The sequence below is a fragment of the Pseudoalteromonas sp. SWXJ133 genome, from assembly GCF_015864365.1.
Lineage (GTDB): Bacteria > Pseudomonadota > Gammaproteobacteria > Enterobacterales > Alteromonadaceae > Pseudoalteromonas > Pseudoalteromonas arctica.
Genome location: NZ_JADYXJ010000025.1, coordinates 1 through 15,543, shown reverse-complemented (window position 1 = coordinate 15,543; position 15,543 = coordinate 1). Strand labels below are relative to the sequence as shown.

12 protein-coding genes, 6 tRNA genes and 1 other RNA gene are annotated in these 15,543 nt (G+C 41.0%); 17 read left to right on the top strand and 2 right to left on the bottom strand.

Annotation, left to right across the window (positions count from 1 at the left end; genetic code table 11):
* Positions 1 to 8: 8 nt before the first annotated feature.
* From I6F40_RS16090 to I6F40_RS16050, 9 genes are all read left to right on the top strand, one after another.
* Positions 9 to 84 (top strand) — tRNA-Phe (locus tag I6F40_RS16090).
* A gap of 71 nt (positions 85 to 155) precedes the next feature.
* Positions 156 to 231, top strand: a tRNA-Thr gene (locus tag I6F40_RS16085).
* A 55-nt stretch (positions 232 to 286) separates the two neighbouring features.
* Positions 287 to 362: transfer RNA gene (locus I6F40_RS16080), tRNA-Phe, on the top strand.
* 57 nt (positions 363 to 419) lie between these two features.
* A tRNA-Thr gene (locus I6F40_RS16075) sits at positions 420 to 495 on the top strand.
* A 131-nt stretch (positions 496 to 626) separates the two neighbouring features.
* Positions 627 to 702 (top strand) — tRNA-Phe (locus I6F40_RS16070).
* Between the two features lie 102 nt (positions 703 to 804).
* Positions 805 to 880, top strand: a tRNA-Thr gene (locus I6F40_RS16065).
* 588 nt (positions 881 to 1,468) lie between these two features.
* Complete coding sequence (locus tag I6F40_RS16060) at positions 1,469 to 2,884, top strand: TolC family protein (RefSeq protein WP_166376520.1); 1,416 nt, start codon at positions 1,469 to 1,471, stop codon at positions 2,882 to 2,884.
* A complete protein-coding gene (locus I6F40_RS16055; protein ID WP_010554901.1) occupies positions 2,874 to 4,190 on the top strand; it encodes an efflux RND transporter periplasmic adaptor subunit in 1,317 nt (438 codons plus the stop codon). The genes I6F40_RS16060 and I6F40_RS16055 overlap by 11 nt, the downstream gene beginning before the upstream one ends.
* A complete protein-coding gene (locus I6F40_RS16050; protein ID WP_007587324.1) occupies positions 4,187 to 7,270 on the top strand; it encodes an efflux RND transporter permease subunit in 3,084 nt (1,027 codons plus the stop codon). Before I6F40_RS16055 ends, I6F40_RS16050 begins: the two co-directional genes overlap by 4 nt.
* Positions 7,271 to 7,455: 185 nt before the next feature.
* On the opposite strand, the gene ssrS is transcribed toward I6F40_RS16050, so the two are convergent.
* A non-coding RNA gene (gene ssrS, locus I6F40_RS16045) (6S RNA) lies at positions 7,456 to 7,638 on the bottom strand.
* Between the two features lie 193 nt (positions 7,639 to 7,831).
* On the opposite strand from ssrS, the gene I6F40_RS16040 reads away from it, so the two are divergent.
* Genes I6F40_RS16040 through I6F40_RS16025 form a run of 4 tightly spaced genes read left to right on the top strand, consistent with a single transcriptional unit; the run spans position 7,832 to position 12,114 of the window.
* Positions 7,832 to 8,395 (top strand): UPF0149 family protein, encoded by a 564-nt coding sequence (locus I6F40_RS16040; protein ID WP_007587323.1) that lies wholly within the window; start codon positions 7,832 to 7,834, stop codon positions 8,393 to 8,395.
* 30 nt (positions 8,396 to 8,425) lie between these two features.
* Positions 8,426 to 9,748 (top strand): Xaa-Pro aminopeptidase, encoded by a 1,323-nt coding sequence (gene pepP / locus I6F40_RS16035; RefSeq protein WP_166376521.1) that lies wholly within the window; start codon positions 8,426 to 8,428, stop codon positions 9,746 to 9,748.
* Between the two features lie 15 nt (positions 9,749 to 9,763).
* Complete coding sequence (gene ubiH, locus I6F40_RS16030) at positions 9,764 to 10,951, top strand: 2-octaprenyl-6-methoxyphenyl hydroxylase (protein ID WP_166376522.1); 1,188 nt, start codon at positions 9,764 to 9,766, stop codon at positions 10,949 to 10,951.
* Complete coding sequence (locus I6F40_RS16025; protein ID WP_166376523.1) at positions 10,948 to 12,114, top strand: FAD-dependent monooxygenase; 1,167 nt, start codon at positions 10,948 to 10,950, stop codon at positions 12,112 to 12,114. The genes ubiH and I6F40_RS16025 overlap by 4 nt, the downstream gene beginning before the upstream one ends.
* A gap of 267 nt (positions 12,115 to 12,381) precedes the next feature.
* Here I6F40_RS16025 and I6F40_RS16020 read toward each other — a convergent pair whose 3' ends face one another.
* The gene (locus I6F40_RS16020) at positions 12,382 to 13,581 is read right to left on the bottom strand and encodes an alpha/beta hydrolase-fold protein (RefSeq protein ID WP_166376524.1); all 1,200 of its coding nucleotides are present in this window, start codon (positions 13,579 to 13,581) and stop codon (positions 12,382 to 12,384) included.
* A 377-nt stretch (positions 13,582 to 13,958) separates the two neighbouring features.
* On the opposite strand from I6F40_RS16020, the gene rpsF reads away from it, so the two are divergent.
* Genes rpsF through rplI form a run of 4 tightly spaced genes read left to right on the top strand, consistent with a single transcriptional unit; the run spans position 13,959 to position 15,390 of the window.
* Positions 13,959 to 14,300 (top strand): 30S ribosomal protein S6, encoded by a 342-nt coding sequence (gene rpsF / locus I6F40_RS16015; protein WP_007378473.1) that lies wholly within the window; start codon positions 13,959 to 13,961, stop codon positions 14,298 to 14,300.
* A gap of 44 nt (positions 14,301 to 14,344) precedes the next feature.
* On the top strand, positions 14,345 to 14,662 hold the full coding sequence (gene priB / locus I6F40_RS16010) for a primosomal replication protein N (RefSeq protein WP_033015549.1): 318 nt from the start codon (positions 14,345 to 14,347) through the stop codon (positions 14,660 to 14,662).
* A gap of 12 nt (positions 14,663 to 14,674) precedes the next feature.
* The gene (rpsR, locus tag I6F40_RS16005) at positions 14,675 to 14,902 is read left to right on the top strand and encodes a 30S ribosomal protein S18 (protein WP_007378475.1); all 228 of its coding nucleotides are present in this window, start codon (positions 14,675 to 14,677) and stop codon (positions 14,900 to 14,902) included.
* 35 nt (positions 14,903 to 14,937) lie between these two features.
* The gene (rplI, locus tag I6F40_RS16000; protein WP_002962755.1) at positions 14,938 to 15,390 is read left to right on the top strand and encodes a 50S ribosomal protein L9; all 453 of its coding nucleotides are present in this window, start codon (positions 14,938 to 14,940) and stop codon (positions 15,388 to 15,390) included.
* Positions 15,391 to 15,543: the final 153 nt, after the last annotated feature.

Genomic DNA, 15,543 nt, shown 5'->3' with positions numbered 1-15,543 from the left:
GTTTAAGTGCCTCGATAGCTCAGTTGGTAGAGCAGAGGATTGAAAATCCTCGTGTCCCTGGTTCGATTCCGGGTCGAGGCACCATTTATTAAAGTAGTGGTGTTTAATCAACAGTTTAAACATTATTACTCGTGCCTTAGCACACAGTTTTGTGTGCCGACTTAGCTCAGCTGGTAGAGCAACTGACTTGTAATCAGTAGGTCAACCGTTCGACTCGGTTAGTCGGCACCATTTATAAAGCTAAAAGTTAAATAATTATTTTATTTTTAGTTAGCACAGTTTATGTGCCTCGATAGCTCAGTCGGTAGAGCAGAGGATTGAAAATCCTCGTGTCCGTGGTTCGATTCCGCGTCGAGGCACCATTTACTTTAAGTTCTCAATCTTTAAAATTGAACGTGCCTTAGCACACAGTTTTGTGTGCCGACTTAGCTCAGCTGGTAGAGCAACTGACTTGTAATCAGTAGGTCAACCGTTCGACTCGGTTAGTCGGCACCATTTATTCAAAGTAGTTTGAAAAGAAAAGCTGTAATCAGTAGTCTGTTCAAATTACCCGTCGACTCGGTTAGTCGGCACCATTTATTTAAAGTTAATTGTAGAATATCGCAATTAACTAGCACAGTTTATGTGCCTCGATAGCTCAGTCGGTAGAGCAGAGGATTGAAAATCCTCGTGTCCGTGGTTCGATTCCGCGTCGAGGCACCATTTATTGAAAAGCCTTGCTTATGCAAGGTTTTTTTATTTTAAGTGCTTTATAAAAGTTCTCAATCTTTAAAATTGAACGTGCCTTAGCACACAGTTTTGTGTGCCGACTTAGCTCAGCTGGTAGAGCAACTGACTTGTAATCAGTAGGTCAACCGTTCGACTCGGTTAGTCGGCACCATTTATTCAAAAGCCTCGCTTATAGCGAGGCTTTTTTGTTTTCAACTTGAGAATTAAAAATACCCATAGTTAAGAGCAAAGCAACTGACTCGTAATCAGTAGTCTGTATAAGTTATCCGTTCGACTCGGTTAGTCGGCACCATTTATTTCAGGTAGCTTAAAGCAAATGACTCGTAATCAGTAGTCTGTATAAGTTATCCGTTCGACTCGGTTAGTCGGCACCATTTATTTTAGGTAATTTAAAGCAACTAACTTGTAATCAGTAGTCTGTATAAGTTATTCGCTCGGCTTAGTTAGTCGGCAACATTTATTTAAAAGCCTCGCTTATAGCGGGGCTTTTTTGTTTCTATATATCTAATACCAATCCGCAATAATATTTAATTAAGCGAATTGGAATGATCTCTTAGACACACTACAAAAAGTTAATTTTTTATTATTAAAAATTGCTGAACATTTGCTCATTTTTACCGTATAACTGGCTATTATGTTAGTTCATCGCTAGCTATGTAATGTTATGTAAAGTAGGTTGAGCAAAAGTTGCCAAAGTGCTTGAATTACGTTCATAAATAGCAGTAATTTAGGTTTAATTATGATTTGGCAATGCAAGCCAACCCTATTGGCAATTAGTGTGATGCTGCTTAGCGGCTGTGCGAGTGATTTTAACTCGTCGCAGCGCATGCAAGCGCCTAATAATATGCCACAGCAATGGCAGCAAGAAGCATCAAGCTCGGTATTAAAAGTACAAGAGCAATGGCTTACACAACTACAAAACCCTACGCTTAACAAATTTGTACAACAAGCACTTAAAAACAACCAACAGCTTTTACAAACTAGTTATGATGTAGAAATTCAAAAACAACAGCTTATAGTATCGGGCTCTGCACTTTGGCCTAGCCTTGATTTATCAACGCGTACTAGCCGTAGTAAAGACAACCGCCCAGTGAGCTACGATAACGCAAGCTCCGTTAGTTTAGATTTAACTTATGAAGTTGATTTATGGGGTAAGCTTTCAGATTCAAAGCGCGAAGCTAATCTTAACTATTTAGCGCAACAGGCCCGGTTTGAGCAAGCTAAACAGCAACTCGTTGCTGATGTAGTAACTGGCTGGTTTGATGTAGTTACAGCGCAGCAATTACTCGATTTATTTAAGCGCCGCGAAGCCAACGCACAGCAAAGCCTAGATATTATCGAGTCTGGTTATCGCCAAGGTATAAACGAAGCACTCGATGTATATTTAGCCCGTAATGAGCTTAATAATGAACGCGCTCGCATTGCTACTCAAACGGCGAACCTATCGGCTTCAGCACGTGTACTTGAGCGTTTACTGGGTGAATACCCAAAAGGTGCCATTACTGCTAGTAGCGACTTACCCGTTATTAATACCGATATTCTACTAGGCTTACCTTCTGAACTTATAACACGCAAACCTACGCTGCGAGCAAGTTGGTATGATCTTTTAGCCACCGACGCTTCATTGGCGTATGCGCACAAACAACGCTTTCCAAGTTTAGATTTAACAGCTTCACTAAGTGATAGCACCGACAGAGTAAGCGACTTGTTTTCTCCATCAAGCCTTGCATGGTCGTTATTAGGTAGTATTTCAGCACCACTTTTTGAGGGCGGACGCTTAAAAGCGAATGAAGAAATAGCGCGCCTTAATACTCAAAAGCAAGAGCAACTTTATTTGCAAACGCTTTACGATGCATTTGGTGATGTAGAGAATGCGATTTCACAGCAGCAGTCTCTTAAATCACAATATAGCAGCACCCTTGAGGCACAAGAAAACGCACTTGCAGCAGAGCAGTTGTCGTTTGAGCAATATCAAAGTGGCTTGGTAACTTACACTACGGTGCTTGACGCACAAGATAGGTCTTTCGATGCACAAAGCTCCTTAATCGACATTAAAAACCAATTAATAGCTAACAGAATTAACTTACACGTTGCCCTTGGTGGTGATTTTGCAAAGCCCTCAAGTGAACTAAAGAGCAATAATGATGAAAACTAAAACAGCAAAAATTATTATTCCAGCGGTGGTTATTATTGCCACTATTTTAATTGTTATGTTTATTAAAGGTAATCCGCCAGAGGCTAAACGCTTTGGCTCACCTCCTAAAGCATCAATAAGCGTGGCTGCGCTTGAGCTTAAACCACAAAATTACCAAGTGATGATTGATAGCTACGGTACGGTAAAACCACGTACACAAAGTTTATTAGTTGCTCAGGCATCTGGGCAAATAATTGAAGTAAGTGATGACTTTAGAGAAGGCGGCTTTTTTGAAAAGGGCGACGTACTTTTAAAGCTAGACGATAGAGATCATCAAGCTGAAGTTAAATCTGCTCAAGCCAATTTATTAACGGCAGAGCAAGGCTTATTAGAAGAAAAAGCGCGTGGACAACAAGCTATTACTGATTGGAAACGCCTTGGCGGCTCAAATCAGGCAAGCAGCTTAGTACTGCGTGAACCACAACTTGCAGCAGCCGAAGCAGAAGTTTTATCGGCGCAAGCAGTACTTGAAAAAGCCATGCTTGATTTAGAGCGCACTAAAGTAACCGCGCCATATGCGGGTCGTATACTTAGCCGTAGTGTTGATTTGGGGCAAGTTGTTACTAACAATACCCAGCTTGCCACTATTTACGCAATCGATAGCGTAGAGATTCGTTTACCGATTAAAAATAAAGATCTTCCGTTCGTAAATTTACCAGAGCAATATCGCGATGGCGCCAAAAACCAAGCGGGTTCAATTGTTAAATTTACCTCTGACTTAGTGGGTGAGCAAACGTGGCAAGGGCAGCTAGCGCGTACCGAAGGTGCTATAGATGAAGGTGCACAACAGCTTTACGTAGTTGCTAAAATTAACGACCCATATAAAGCAACGGCTAATAACCAGTACCCAATAAAAATAGGGCAATACATAAAGGCGCAAATTACCGGTAAAACAGTTCCTAACGCACTTATAATCCCTAACAGTACAATATATCAAGGGACGTATGTTTATGTTGTTGAAGAGGGTGTACTTAAGCGTAAAGACATTACACTTGCTTGGCAAAATGCGACACAAGCGATGATAAAAACGGGATTAAATCCAAATGATAAACTGGTTATTACTCCACTAGGGCAAGTGAGTTCTGGTACTCAGGTAAGTATTTTAGGCGAACAAAGCACAGAGCAACCTAAAAGCCGAGGAGCTAATGGGCAAGGTAAAGGAAAGCGCCCGACGCCAGAGCAGCTTGAGCAAAAAGCAAAAGAGCAGGGTATTAGTGTTGAAGAGCTAAAAAAACGCCGCGCAGCAAAGCAAGGAGATAAGCCATGATCGCTTGGTTTGCCAAAAACCATGTTGCTGCTAACTTATTGCTAGTAACGCTGTTACTGTCGGGACTTTTTAGCTTATCAAGCAAAATACCGCTTGAGGTATTTCCTTCATTCGAAACTGACATGATAAGCGTAAATGTAAGTTTGCGTGGTTCAACACCAGAGGATGTAGAGCAAGGCGTAACAATTCGAATAGAAGAAGCCGTACAAGATTTAGAGGGCATAAAGCAAATATTTAGTCGCTCTTCTGAAGGTTCTGGCTCTGTGACAATAGAGGTGGAAAGCGGCTACGACCCTCGTGAGCTTTTAGCTGATATAAAAAGTCGTGTAGACGCAATTAACACTTTTCCAGCCGATGCCGAAAAGCCGATAGTAGCGCTTGCTGAGCGAATTCGTGAAGTTATCGCGGTTACCGTATCGAGTGACTATGGCGAAAAAGAAACCCGCGAATACGCAGAAACAGTACGCGATCAAATCCTACGTTTACCTAATGTAACGCAGGTAGAGCTAAGTGGCGTTCGTGATTACGAAATAGCCATTGAAGTAAGCCAAGATATTCTTCGTCAGTACGATTTAAGCTTGGCACAAATATCGAGTGCTATTTCAAACTCAAGCTCAGATATTTCTGCTGGTAACTTAAAAACAGAAGGCGGGGACGTACTTATAAGCTCTAAAGGGCAAGCATATCGTAAAGATGAATTTGCCAGCATTGTTGTTAAAAACCAAGCCGATGGCACTATTATTCGCTTAGGTGATATAGCGACTATAAAAGATGATTTTGAAGAAACACCAGTACGTACTCGCTTTAATGGTAAACAAGCTGCATTTATCGACGTATATCGAATTGGTCCACAAAGTGCGATTACAGTTGCTGACGATGTTAAAAACTACATAAAAGAGCAACAAAGCTCTCTCCCACAAGGGTTTGAACTAAGTTACTGGGATGATGATTCGGAGCTGGTTAAAAGTCGTATTTCGACCCTTACTACCAATGCTTTACAAGGCGGTATTTTAGTACTGGCTTTACTTACTTTGTTTTTACGCCCTGCAATTGCATTTTGGGTATTTATTGGTATTCCGGTTTCGTTTATGGGCGCGTTTATAGCGATGCCTATTTTTGGCGTAACCCTTAATATTATGAGCTTATTTGGCTTTATATTGGTACTGGGGATTGTTGTTGATGACGCCATAGTTACCGGCGAAAACGTTTACACCCATTTAAAAACAGCTACGTCGGGCGAGCAGGCCGCAATTTTAGGTACTCAAGAAGTAGCAACACCAGTAACATTTGGTGTGTTAACTACCGTTGCTGCCTTTTTACCTTTGGCTTTTATTGAAGGGGCGCGTGGTGCCTTGTTTGCACAAATACCGGTAGTAGTTATTCCGGTATTATTGTTTTCATTGATTGAATCTAAATTTGTACTACCAGCACATTTAAAATATATAAAACTACGCCACGAAAAAGGCGAACCTTCAAAGTTTGATGTTATTCAACAGCGTTTTGCAGATGGATTTGAAAACGCGATTTTAAAATACTATCAACCCACTTTAAATTTAGCACTGCGCCATAAATTGGCTTCGGTAAGCTTGTTTATTGGTGTATTTGTTATAATTTTAACCATGATCACCAGCGGTTGGACTAAGTTTGTATTTTTCCCGCGCATACCAAGCGAAACAGTTCGCGTTAACTTAACACTACCAACAGGTACACCGTTTGAAGTAACTAATAAATACGTAATTGACATGTCGCAAAAGGCGCAGCAATTACAAGAAAAATACCGCGACCCAGATACTGGCGAAAGCGTTATTTTAAATATATTAGCCACAACAGGTGGGCGTGGTGGTGTATCTAATTCAGGCTCTGTACGCTTTGAAATAACACCGGCTGAAAAGCGTGAATCAGACATAGGATCACGAGAACTTGCCAGCGAATGGCGCGATTTAATTGGTGTCATACCAGGCGCCGAAAGTTTAACGTTTAGAGCCGAAATTGGCCGAAGTTCAGACCCCATTGATGTTCAGCTTAGTGGCACTTCGTTGACTATTTTACAAGACGTGGCTGATCACATTAAAACCCGTTTATCAACCTATCCAACGGTATTTGATATTGCCGATAGTATGTCCGACGGTAAAGAAGAGTTACAAATAGAGCTTACGCAACAAGGTTTAGCGCTGGGCTTAAATAGAGTCAATGTAGCTGGGCAAGTACGTAACTCGTTTTTTGGCTCGCAAGCACAACGTATTCAGCGAGGCAGAGACGATGTACGTGTAATGGTACGCTTACCTATAGATGAGCGCCGCTCTGTAGCTGACCTACAAAACATACTTATAAATACGCCTGATGGAGGCTCAGTGCCATTGTCGCATGTGGCAACACTTACTGCTGGGCAAAGTCCATCAACTATTAATCGAATAGACCGTTACCGCACATTAAACGTAACAGCCGATATCGAAAAAAATAATACCAACATGACCATACTGCAGGCTGACCTAACGGAGTATTTAGATGGGTTAATGCAGCAATATCCTGGAGTAGATTACAAACTAGAAGGTGAGGCTAAAGAGCAAAGAGAGTCGTTTGGTTCGTTGGCTTGGGCACTTGTGTTTGTATTTTTCATAATCTATGCGCTATTAGCAATACCGCTTAAATCTTACTTACAACCAATCATAGTAATGAGTGTAATCCCATTTGGCATGATAGGTGCTGTAGTAGGGCATTGGATTATGGGAATGGACTTAACTATTATGAGTTTACTCGGTATGCTTGCGCTAACCGGGGTGGTGGTAAATGATTCGCTTGTACTCGTTGATTTTATTAATAAAAAGCGCAGTGAAGGTGGTAAAGTTCTCGATGCTATAAAAATTGCAGGTGCATCGCGTTTTCGCCCTGTAATGCTAACTAGTTTAACGACCTTTATTGGCTTAATGCCATTACTGTTTGAAAAAGCGACTCAGGCACAGTTTTTAATACCAATGGCGGTGAGCTTAGGGTTTGGGATTATTTTTGCTACCTTTATTACTTTATTGTTAGTACCAATAAACTACATGCTAATGGAGCGTTTTCAAGGTTGGTTTAAATAACTTCACTCTTTAATGCGTGATTATTAAAGCTGTAGGTAAGTAATTACCTGCGGCTTTTTTATAAGCTAAAAAGTAATATTAGACAATTGAAGATAAGTGAATAAAAAATTTAGATAAATATAAGAGTAAACAGGAAGGTTAATTTTTTTTGATAAAGCCTTTTAAAGGCGAAGGTTACTAAAAAGGTGTTCCCCAAGATACGGTACTCGGTTTCAGTCCTGAAACCAGAAGGTTTCAGGGCGGGAATCTGCGGTTTACCGTAGGCTTCTCGGTACATGCCGAGCCTGCACAATAGTAGACGAACAGAAACCCTGGTATAAAATTTATCGGCTCAGGGACTTAACTAAGCTCCGGTACCCCAGGGAACAATTTAAGTATATAAGACATAATCCAATCCTTAAACCCCAAACGTAAAAAATTAAACCGTTCGCTTAGTTTTTCCGCACCTTTAACTCATCATTTACTTTATCGCATGGTTTTTGAGCTTGATCATACAATTAATTGGAGTTGCTTTTTATCGAGTGGTAGCATTGCCTTAACTTGCAAAGCGAAGATTCGATTATGAACGATTTACCCGATTACGAAAAAGCTCAACTGCTTTTAGAAAAAAACGAAATATTTGTATCACCTGCTGAAGCGCATGGTGTGATTAGTGGTTTACTTGCGTGTGGTTTAACCATTGACGACAAAGAATACTTAGGCCTTTTGAGCGATGTGTTTAACGATGGTGAATCGTTTAGTAACGATTTAAAGCAGTTTTTTGGCACTATTTATAAGCAAGTAGTCGCGAGCTTTAATGATGATGAATTTCAGTTTGATTTATTTTTACCAAGCGACGATGAAACACTCATCGATCAGGCTAATGGCCTCGTATCATGGGTAGCGGGTTTTATGCTTGGTTTTGGTTTAAAGCAAAAAGACTACGGTAAACTATCGAGCGATGTTAAAGAGGTTATTACTGACTTTAGCGAAATTACTCGCCTAGATACTACTTTTGAAGAAACCGAAGAAGACAGCCAAGCGCTGCACGAAGTGATTGAATATGTGCGTGTATCAGCACTACTTTGTTTTGCAGAGCTTGGTAAAGAGCAAAGCACGCAAAGTACAAAAAAAACACTTCATTAACTTTTAAAAAGTAAAACGGGTTGATTAATAATGGTTGAAGTACAAAAGTCAGAATTTAAAGCACGCCGCGAGCGTTTACTTGCTCAAATGGATAAAAATAGCGTTGCTATTATTCCCGCTGCAAGCGAAGTGACGCGCAGTCGCGATACCGAATATGCATTTAGACAAGATAGCGACTTTTTTTACTTAACTGGCTTTAACGAACCCGACGCCGTACTTGTACTCTGTAATAACAGCGATGCACCCAGTACTTTATTTTGCCTAGATAAAGACAAGCTTGCAGAAATTTGGCATGGCCGCAGAGTTGGCTTTGATAAAGCTAAAAGTGACTACTTGTTTGATGAAGCTTACCCGCTAAGTGAATTAAACGATAAGCTACTCGATATACTAAATGAAAAAAATGCTCTCTATTTTGCACAAGGTGCTTATCCCTCATTTGATACTAAAGTGTTTTCGTTACTAGGTACGCTTCGAAGTGGCTCACGAAAAGGCCTCAAAGCACCGAGTACTTTAAAAGAGATACGCGGCCTTATTCACGAAATGCGTTTGTTTAAATCGCCAAGCGAGATAGATGTTATGCGAGAAGGCTGTGAAATTAGTGCGCGAGGGCACATGCGCGCTATGCGTTATTCGCATGCGGGTGCCACAGAGTTTCAGCTAGAAGCAGAGCTACATCATCATTATGCAATGAATGGTGCGCCTCATCCTGCGTACGGCACAATTGTTGGTAGTGGCGACAACGCCAATATTTTACATTACACACAAAATAGCGATGTTTTAAAAAGTGGTGACCTAGTACTTATAGACTCTGGGTGCGAGTTACAAGGTTACGCTGCTGATATAACGCGTACATTTCCGGTAAATGGTCAATTTAGCGAAGAGCAAGCCGCGCTTTATAATATTGTTCTTAAAGCGCAAGAAGTTGCTTTTGATGAAGTAAAACCCGGTGGTTACATGTCGCATGCTAATAAACTAGCAATGGAAGTAATGACCCAAGGTTTAATCGATCTAGGTATTTTAACCGGCGACTTTGATGAGCTAATGGCAAAAGGGGCATGTAAAGAATATTACATGCACGGGCTTGGGCATTGGCTTGGTTTAGATGTACATGATGTTGGCGATTACAAAGTAAATAACGTTGAGCGTGCATTTGAGCCCGGTATGGTACTCACCATAGAGCCTGGGCTTTATATAAGCAAAGACTCAAGCGCACCGCAAAAATACAAAGGCATTGGTATTCGTATCGAAGATAACTTGCTAGTTACCGAAACCGGCTATGAAAACTTGACCCTAAGCGTACCTAAAAAAATTAGCGATATAGAAGCACTTATGCAAAGTGCTAAAAACGTATAAAGCTCGGAGAGTAAAGTGGCTAAGCAGTTTGATGTAGTTATTATTGGCGGTGGTTTAGCGGGAGCAAGCTGCGCATTAAGTGTGGCTAAAACTAATCCCGCGTTAAATATTGCCGTTGTAGAAGCTAATCAAGTAACCGGCGACTACCACCCAAGCTTTGACGACAGAAGCATTGCACTTGCTCAGCAATCGGTAGAGTATTTACAAAGCCTCAATTTATTTGAGCAAAATGCCCCTTACACCGCAGCAATCAAAAAAGTGAGCGTGTCTGATAGAGGCCACTTTGGCAAAGCGCACATTAATTGCGACGAATTTGCTAAGCCCTCACTTGGTTACGTAGTAGAAGTAAATCCATTTGGCCGAGCGCTTCACCTGCGTTTAACGCAGTCAAATATTACGCTTTTGTGCCCCGATAGCGTAATTGCCATTGAGCAAACTTTGCATAGCAATACACTCACCTTACAAAGCGGCGAGCAATTAAACGCCAAGCTATTGGTTATTGCTGATGGCGCACAATCACCAACACGTAGTTTACTTGGGCTTGGTTTTAATACCCAGCCTTATGAACAAGGCGCTATTATTGCTAATGTAGAAGTGGCTGGTGGGCATAATAATCATGCCTTTGAGCGCTTTACACAAAACGGGCCTATGGCGTTATTACCCATGAGCAATAACCGTTATTCGTTAGTGTGGTGTATGCGCCAAGAGCAGGTTGAACAGCACATGGCACTCAGTGAACAAGGTTTTTTAAGTGCCCTGCAAAGCGCGTTTGGTTATCGCGGTGGTCAATTTACTAAAGTGGGCATGCGCACGAGTTACCCGCTCGTTTACGGGCAAGTAGAGTCTTTAATTGCGCACCGAACAGTGGTTATTGGTAATGCTGCACATGCTATTCATCCTATTGCAGGGCAAGGTTTTAATTTAGGTCTTCGCGACGTACAAGTACTTAGTAATTTAATAGCAAATAGCCAACACGATTTAGGCAGCTATGCGTTTACACGTGAATATTCAAAAAAGCGCAGTGATGATATAAAAACCGTGATGAGTTTAACCGATACACTTGTTAGACTTTTTTCGAACTCATCGCGAGTGCTCGCATTGGGGCGCAGTATTGGGTTGTTTTCGATGGATTTATTTCCCGCATTAAAAGCGCCATTAGCTAAACAGTTAATGGGGCAAGTTAAACAAGGTAGGCGTTTATGAAGCAAGCACAGGTTTGTATTGTAGGTGGCGGCTGTGTAGGGCTAACACTAGCACTTGGATTGGCAAAAGCCGATATAAGCGTCGTTGTACTCGACGGTGCACCAACACAAGCGTTGCCAACTGACGAATATGGTTTGCGCGTAAGTGCGCTAAGCATTGCAAGTCAAACCTTGCTTGAACAATTAAATGTATGGCCCGAAATTATCGCACAGCGAGCGTGCGCTTATACACATATGGACGTACGTGATGCCGACAGCTTTGGCAAAATAGCGTTTAATAACGAGCAACTTGAGCTTGAACATTTAGGCCATATTGTTGAAAACGACATTATCCGCTTTGCGCTTATAAAAGAGCTAGAGCAACAAAGCAGTGCAACACTAATGTTTGATACACAGTATCAGCAAATACATCAAAGCGAATCTGATGTATTTATAACACTTAAAAGCGGCGAGCCAATTATTGCAAAACTGCTGGTGGCGGCTGATGGTGCAAATTCAGCTATACGTAAACAATTTAATATGGCGCTTAGCTTTAAAGATTACGATCACCATGCATTAGTAGCGACAATAAAAACCAAAGAGCCACATGCAAACACCGCACGCCAAGTTTTTTTACCAACAGGACCTTTGGCGTTTTTACCTTTGAGTGATGCCAATACTCATTCTATTGTATGGTCTACCAGCCCCAATCATTGTGATGAATTGTTAGCAATGGACGACACCGCCTTTAATAAAGCTGTAATGGCAGCCATCGACGGCCAATGTGGTTTGTGTGAAGTACAAAGTAAACGTGCTGCATTTCCACTTAAAATGCGCTACGCCCAACAATGGGTTTCAGGAAAAGTGGTACTCATTGGCGATGCTGCACATACAATCCATCCACTTGCAGGGCTTGGTATGAACCTAGGCCTAAAAGATGCGGCTTATTTAATTGAGCTTTTAACAAGCGATAGCAAGGAGTTTGCAAGCACTCGTACACTGCGCGATTACGAGCGCACTCGTAAGCTCGATGCGCAAAAGCACATAGCCATGATGCAAGGGTTAAAAGAGCTATTTGAAGGTGCAAACCCAGTTAAAAAACTTATTCGTGGAGTAGGGCTATCATTAGTTGATAATCTTGGCCCAATAAAACACCTGTTCGCCAAAGAAGCGATAGGCAAATAAGTAGGTTGGGTTGAGCGAAGCGAAACCCAACAGATAAAGTAAAGTGATGAGCTTGATTAAAAAAACCGATGTTTAATTTAAACATCGGTTTTTTTATGAAGGTTTTAAATATATTAAAAGCCGCGCTTTTCACGCGAGCAAGTTCGGCGTCTACATGCAAAGTTTAACACTGAGCTTAATTTTACCTGTAGGCGTTTAGCTTGCTGACGCGACGAGCGTAGCTCGTAATTACTATCGTTAGTTAAAAAGCGCTTTGCGTTAAATCAGTTACAAATTCTCTTGTGCTTCATTCACCATATCTTTGAGCGCATCAACTAACATTGGATCTCGCGAGTTTTGCTTAGCAAGTTCTAATGCGTATTTCATACTGGTAACAGCCTCTTTAAACTGTTTGTTAGCAGTATAGCCTTGCGATAAACGCATGTGAGAATAAGTTGCATTGGGGTAATGGGTAGTAAAGTGTTTAAGCGTGGTAATAGCTTTGGCTGTGTTACCAAATTTTTGCTGGCTATGAGCAAATTCTACATATACATCTTGTGGAATTTTAAGCTCAAACCCGTACTTATCACTCAGTGCTTGGTAGTAACCTGTAATGAGCGATACATCAGCAAACTTTCCGTGCTCGTCAGTAACCTTAAATATTAGGTCGCTAAATAAGTGAATTAGGCTATCGCTAAGCGCTGGTAGTATAGTGCCCATATGAGTAAAAGCGGGATAATGCTTATATTCCCATTTAAGTTGCGAGGGCGTTTGTTGTTCTAAATTTACCAAAGTATTTAATACGCCTGTATAAAAGCGTGCGCCTTCGCTTGCTACACTAATAAATAACGCCTGATCACCTTTAGGGTTTTTAGTGTATTTTATAATATTATTTTTTAATTCCTCATCACTCCACCAACTGTTTGGGCTTATAGCTATATAGTTATTAAATAACTCAGGCTGATTAACTAAAGTATAAAGCGCCAAAGTACCTGCATTAGAGTGGCCAATTAAGGTGTTGTAGCCGTTAGTTGAGTAATTACTGTTTATATAAGGCATGAGTTCATCAGACACAAACTTTAAAAACTTGTCGGTTTGTCCTGCGTCAGGCCATTTGTTTTTAACAAAAGTTTGAAACTCTGTTTTAGGTTCGCCTTCTACTTTTGGTAAATAATCGCGAACACGGTTAGTTGTATCAATACCAACGAGCATTGCGTTAGGTATCTGCTCGTAATCAACAAGGGATTTAATAACACCAGACGCCGTATGAAAGTGCTCAACACCATCAAGTAAATAAATAACATAAAGCGGCTTATCGTCTTTTACAGTGTCAGGTATGAAAATTTTAATGGGTCTGTCTTCGTTAAGTATTTTTGATTGCAGAATGACTTTTTTACCAACGGTTATGTCAGTTGTATTGGTTTTTGCGTGGCTTAAAAATGGTGTACTAAAAGTAAGTATTAATACAAGCGATAGTAAGAGCTTCATAAATATCCTTATTTAATAATGTATTGCTTAATAATTGCACGGCTTTAAGCTTGAGTAAATGTTTATATTTTCGGGGTAAACATAAAGTTTAAGTAATTAAAAGCTATCGTTTTTCACGCGAGTAAGCTCGGCTTCTACAAGAGAGATTACACTCTGTGCTTAACTTTTGCGGTAGGCGTACAGCTTGCTGACGCGACGAGCGAAGCTCGAAATGTTTACCTTTAAACACTTATCTATAAAAGCTTAAAAAACCTGCTTGCTTAATTATCCGTCTAAGCGTATAATGCGCGCTCATTTCGGCTTTTAAACTATTAATTCCTTGCCTTAAACCGACCGGCCGAAACGGTAGAAGGCTCTATTAACCGTAAGGAATATCCATGCGTCATTACGAAATCGTATTCATGGTTCACCCAGATCAGAGTGAGCAAGTTGCTGGTATGATCGAACGTTATACTGGTTCTATCACTGAAGCTGGTGGTGTTATCCACCGTCTTGAAGATTGGGGCCGTCGTCAATTGGCTTACCCAATTAACAAGCTTCATAAAGCTCACTATGTTCTTATGAACGTTGAAGCACCAACTGAAGTAATCAGCGAGCTAGAAACTACTTTCCGCTACAACGATGCAGTGCTTCGTAACTTAGTTATCCGCACTAAAACTGCTGAAACTGAAGCGTCTCCTCTTGCAAGAGAAGAGAAGAAAGAAGCACCAGCTGCTTAATTGTTTTGAGTCCAAGCATGGCGTTTAACTGGTGATGAATATAAATGGTTAGCCCTTTTATGAATCAGCTGGTTATATCTGGGGTAGTTTGTAAAACTCCCAAGTTTAGCCAAAGCCCTGCTGGCATCCCGCATTGTATTTTTGTTGTAGAACATAAATCGATGCAAACCGAAGCAGACCTTAACCGTAATAGTTACGTGAGGCTTCAGGTAGTTGCCAGTGGAAAGCAAATGCAACAACAGACTCAACATTTGCACGTTGGGCAGGCATTGCAAGTGAGTGGTTTTTTAAATCGCCACGAAGGTCGTAACGGCCTTAGCCAATTGGTTTTGCATGCTCAGCATATAGAAAGAATTATTTGAGGAATTAATCTCATGGCACGTTATTTCAGACGTCGTAAGTTCTGCCGCTTTAAAGCGGAAGGCGTAAAACAAATCGATTACAAAGATCTAGCTACTCTTAGAAACTATGTTACAGAAAGTGGCAAAATCGTACCTAGCCGTATCACAGGTACTAGCGCTAAATTTCAGCGCCAGCTAGCAACTGCTATTAAGCGTGCTCGCTACTTAGCCCTTCTTCCATACACTGACTTACATAAGTAAGCAGCGGATTAACAGTTTTTAAAAGGTGTAGAAACATGCAAGTTATTCTACTAGATAAGATCGCTAACCTAGGTAGCCTAGGTGAACAGGTTGTAGTTAAATCTGGTTTCGCACGTAACTTCCTTTTCCCTCAAGGTAAGGCAGTTCCTGCGACTAAAGCTAACATTGAAACGTTTGACGCTCGTCGTGCAGAACTTGAAGCGAAAATCGCTGAACAGTTAGTTGCTGCACAAGCACGCGCTGAAAAACTAGAAGCATTAGCAGAAGTTACATTAGTATCTAAAGCTGGTGACGAAGGTAAGTTATTCGGTTCAATCGGTACTCGTGACATCGCTGACGCTATCTCAGCTGTTGGTGTTGAAGTTGCTAAGTCAGAAGTTCGTTTGCCTCTAGGTACTATCCGTGAGACAGGTGAATTTGACGTATCAATTTCAGTTCACTCAGACGTAACGGCTACTATTAAAGTAATCGTAATCGCTGAAGCTTAATTTTTAATTAAGCGACAAAAGCCGTGCTATTAGCATAACACCACTCGTTTAAGAACGAGTGGTGTTTTTTCGTTTATACCTAACTGGATATTTTTGTGTCTTTGCGAGCACCGTTCGCGGATAAGCTTTTCGCTTTCTTTTCTCCGGTAATAT

Bases quoted from the DNA above. Each gene is read 5' to 3' on its own strand.
- I6F40_RS16020 (WP_166376524.1), bottom strand. From the start codon at position 13,581: ATGAAGCTCTTACTATCGCTTGTATTAATACTTACTTTTAGTACACCA.
- I6F40_RS16025 (WP_166376523.1), top strand. From the start codon at position 10,948: ATGAAGCAAGCACAGGTTTGTATTGTAGGTGGCGGCTGTGTAGGGCTA.
- rplI (WP_002962755.1), top strand. From the start codon at position 14,938: ATGCAAGTTATTCTACTAGATAAGATCGCTAACCTAGGTAGCCTAGGT.
- rpsR (WP_007378475.1), top strand. From the start codon at position 14,675: ATGGCACGTTATTTCAGACGTCGTAAGTTCTGCCGCTTTAAAGCGGAA.
- priB (WP_033015549.1), top strand. From the start codon at position 14,345: ATGGTTAGCCCTTTTATGAATCAGCTGGTTATATCTGGGGTAGTTTGT.
- rpsF (WP_007378473.1), top strand. From the start codon at position 13,959: ATGCGTCATTACGAAATCGTATTCATGGTTCACCCAGATCAGAGTGAG.
- I6F40_RS16055 (WP_010554901.1), top strand. From the start codon at position 2,874: ATGAAAACTAAAACAGCAAAAATTATTATTCCAGCGGTGGTTATTATT.
- I6F40_RS16060 (WP_166376520.1), top strand. From the start codon at position 1,469: ATGATTTGGCAATGCAAGCCAACCCTATTGGCAATTAGTGTGATGCTG.
- I6F40_RS16040 (WP_007587323.1), top strand. From the start codon at position 7,832: ATGAACGATTTACCCGATTACGAAAAAGCTCAACTGCTTTTAGAAAAA.
- I6F40_RS16050 (WP_007587324.1), top strand. From the start codon at position 4,187: ATGATCGCTTGGTTTGCCAAAAACCATGTTGCTGCTAACTTATTGCTA.
- pepP (WP_166376521.1), top strand. From the start codon at position 8,426: ATGGTTGAAGTACAAAAGTCAGAATTTAAAGCACGCCGCGAGCGTTTA.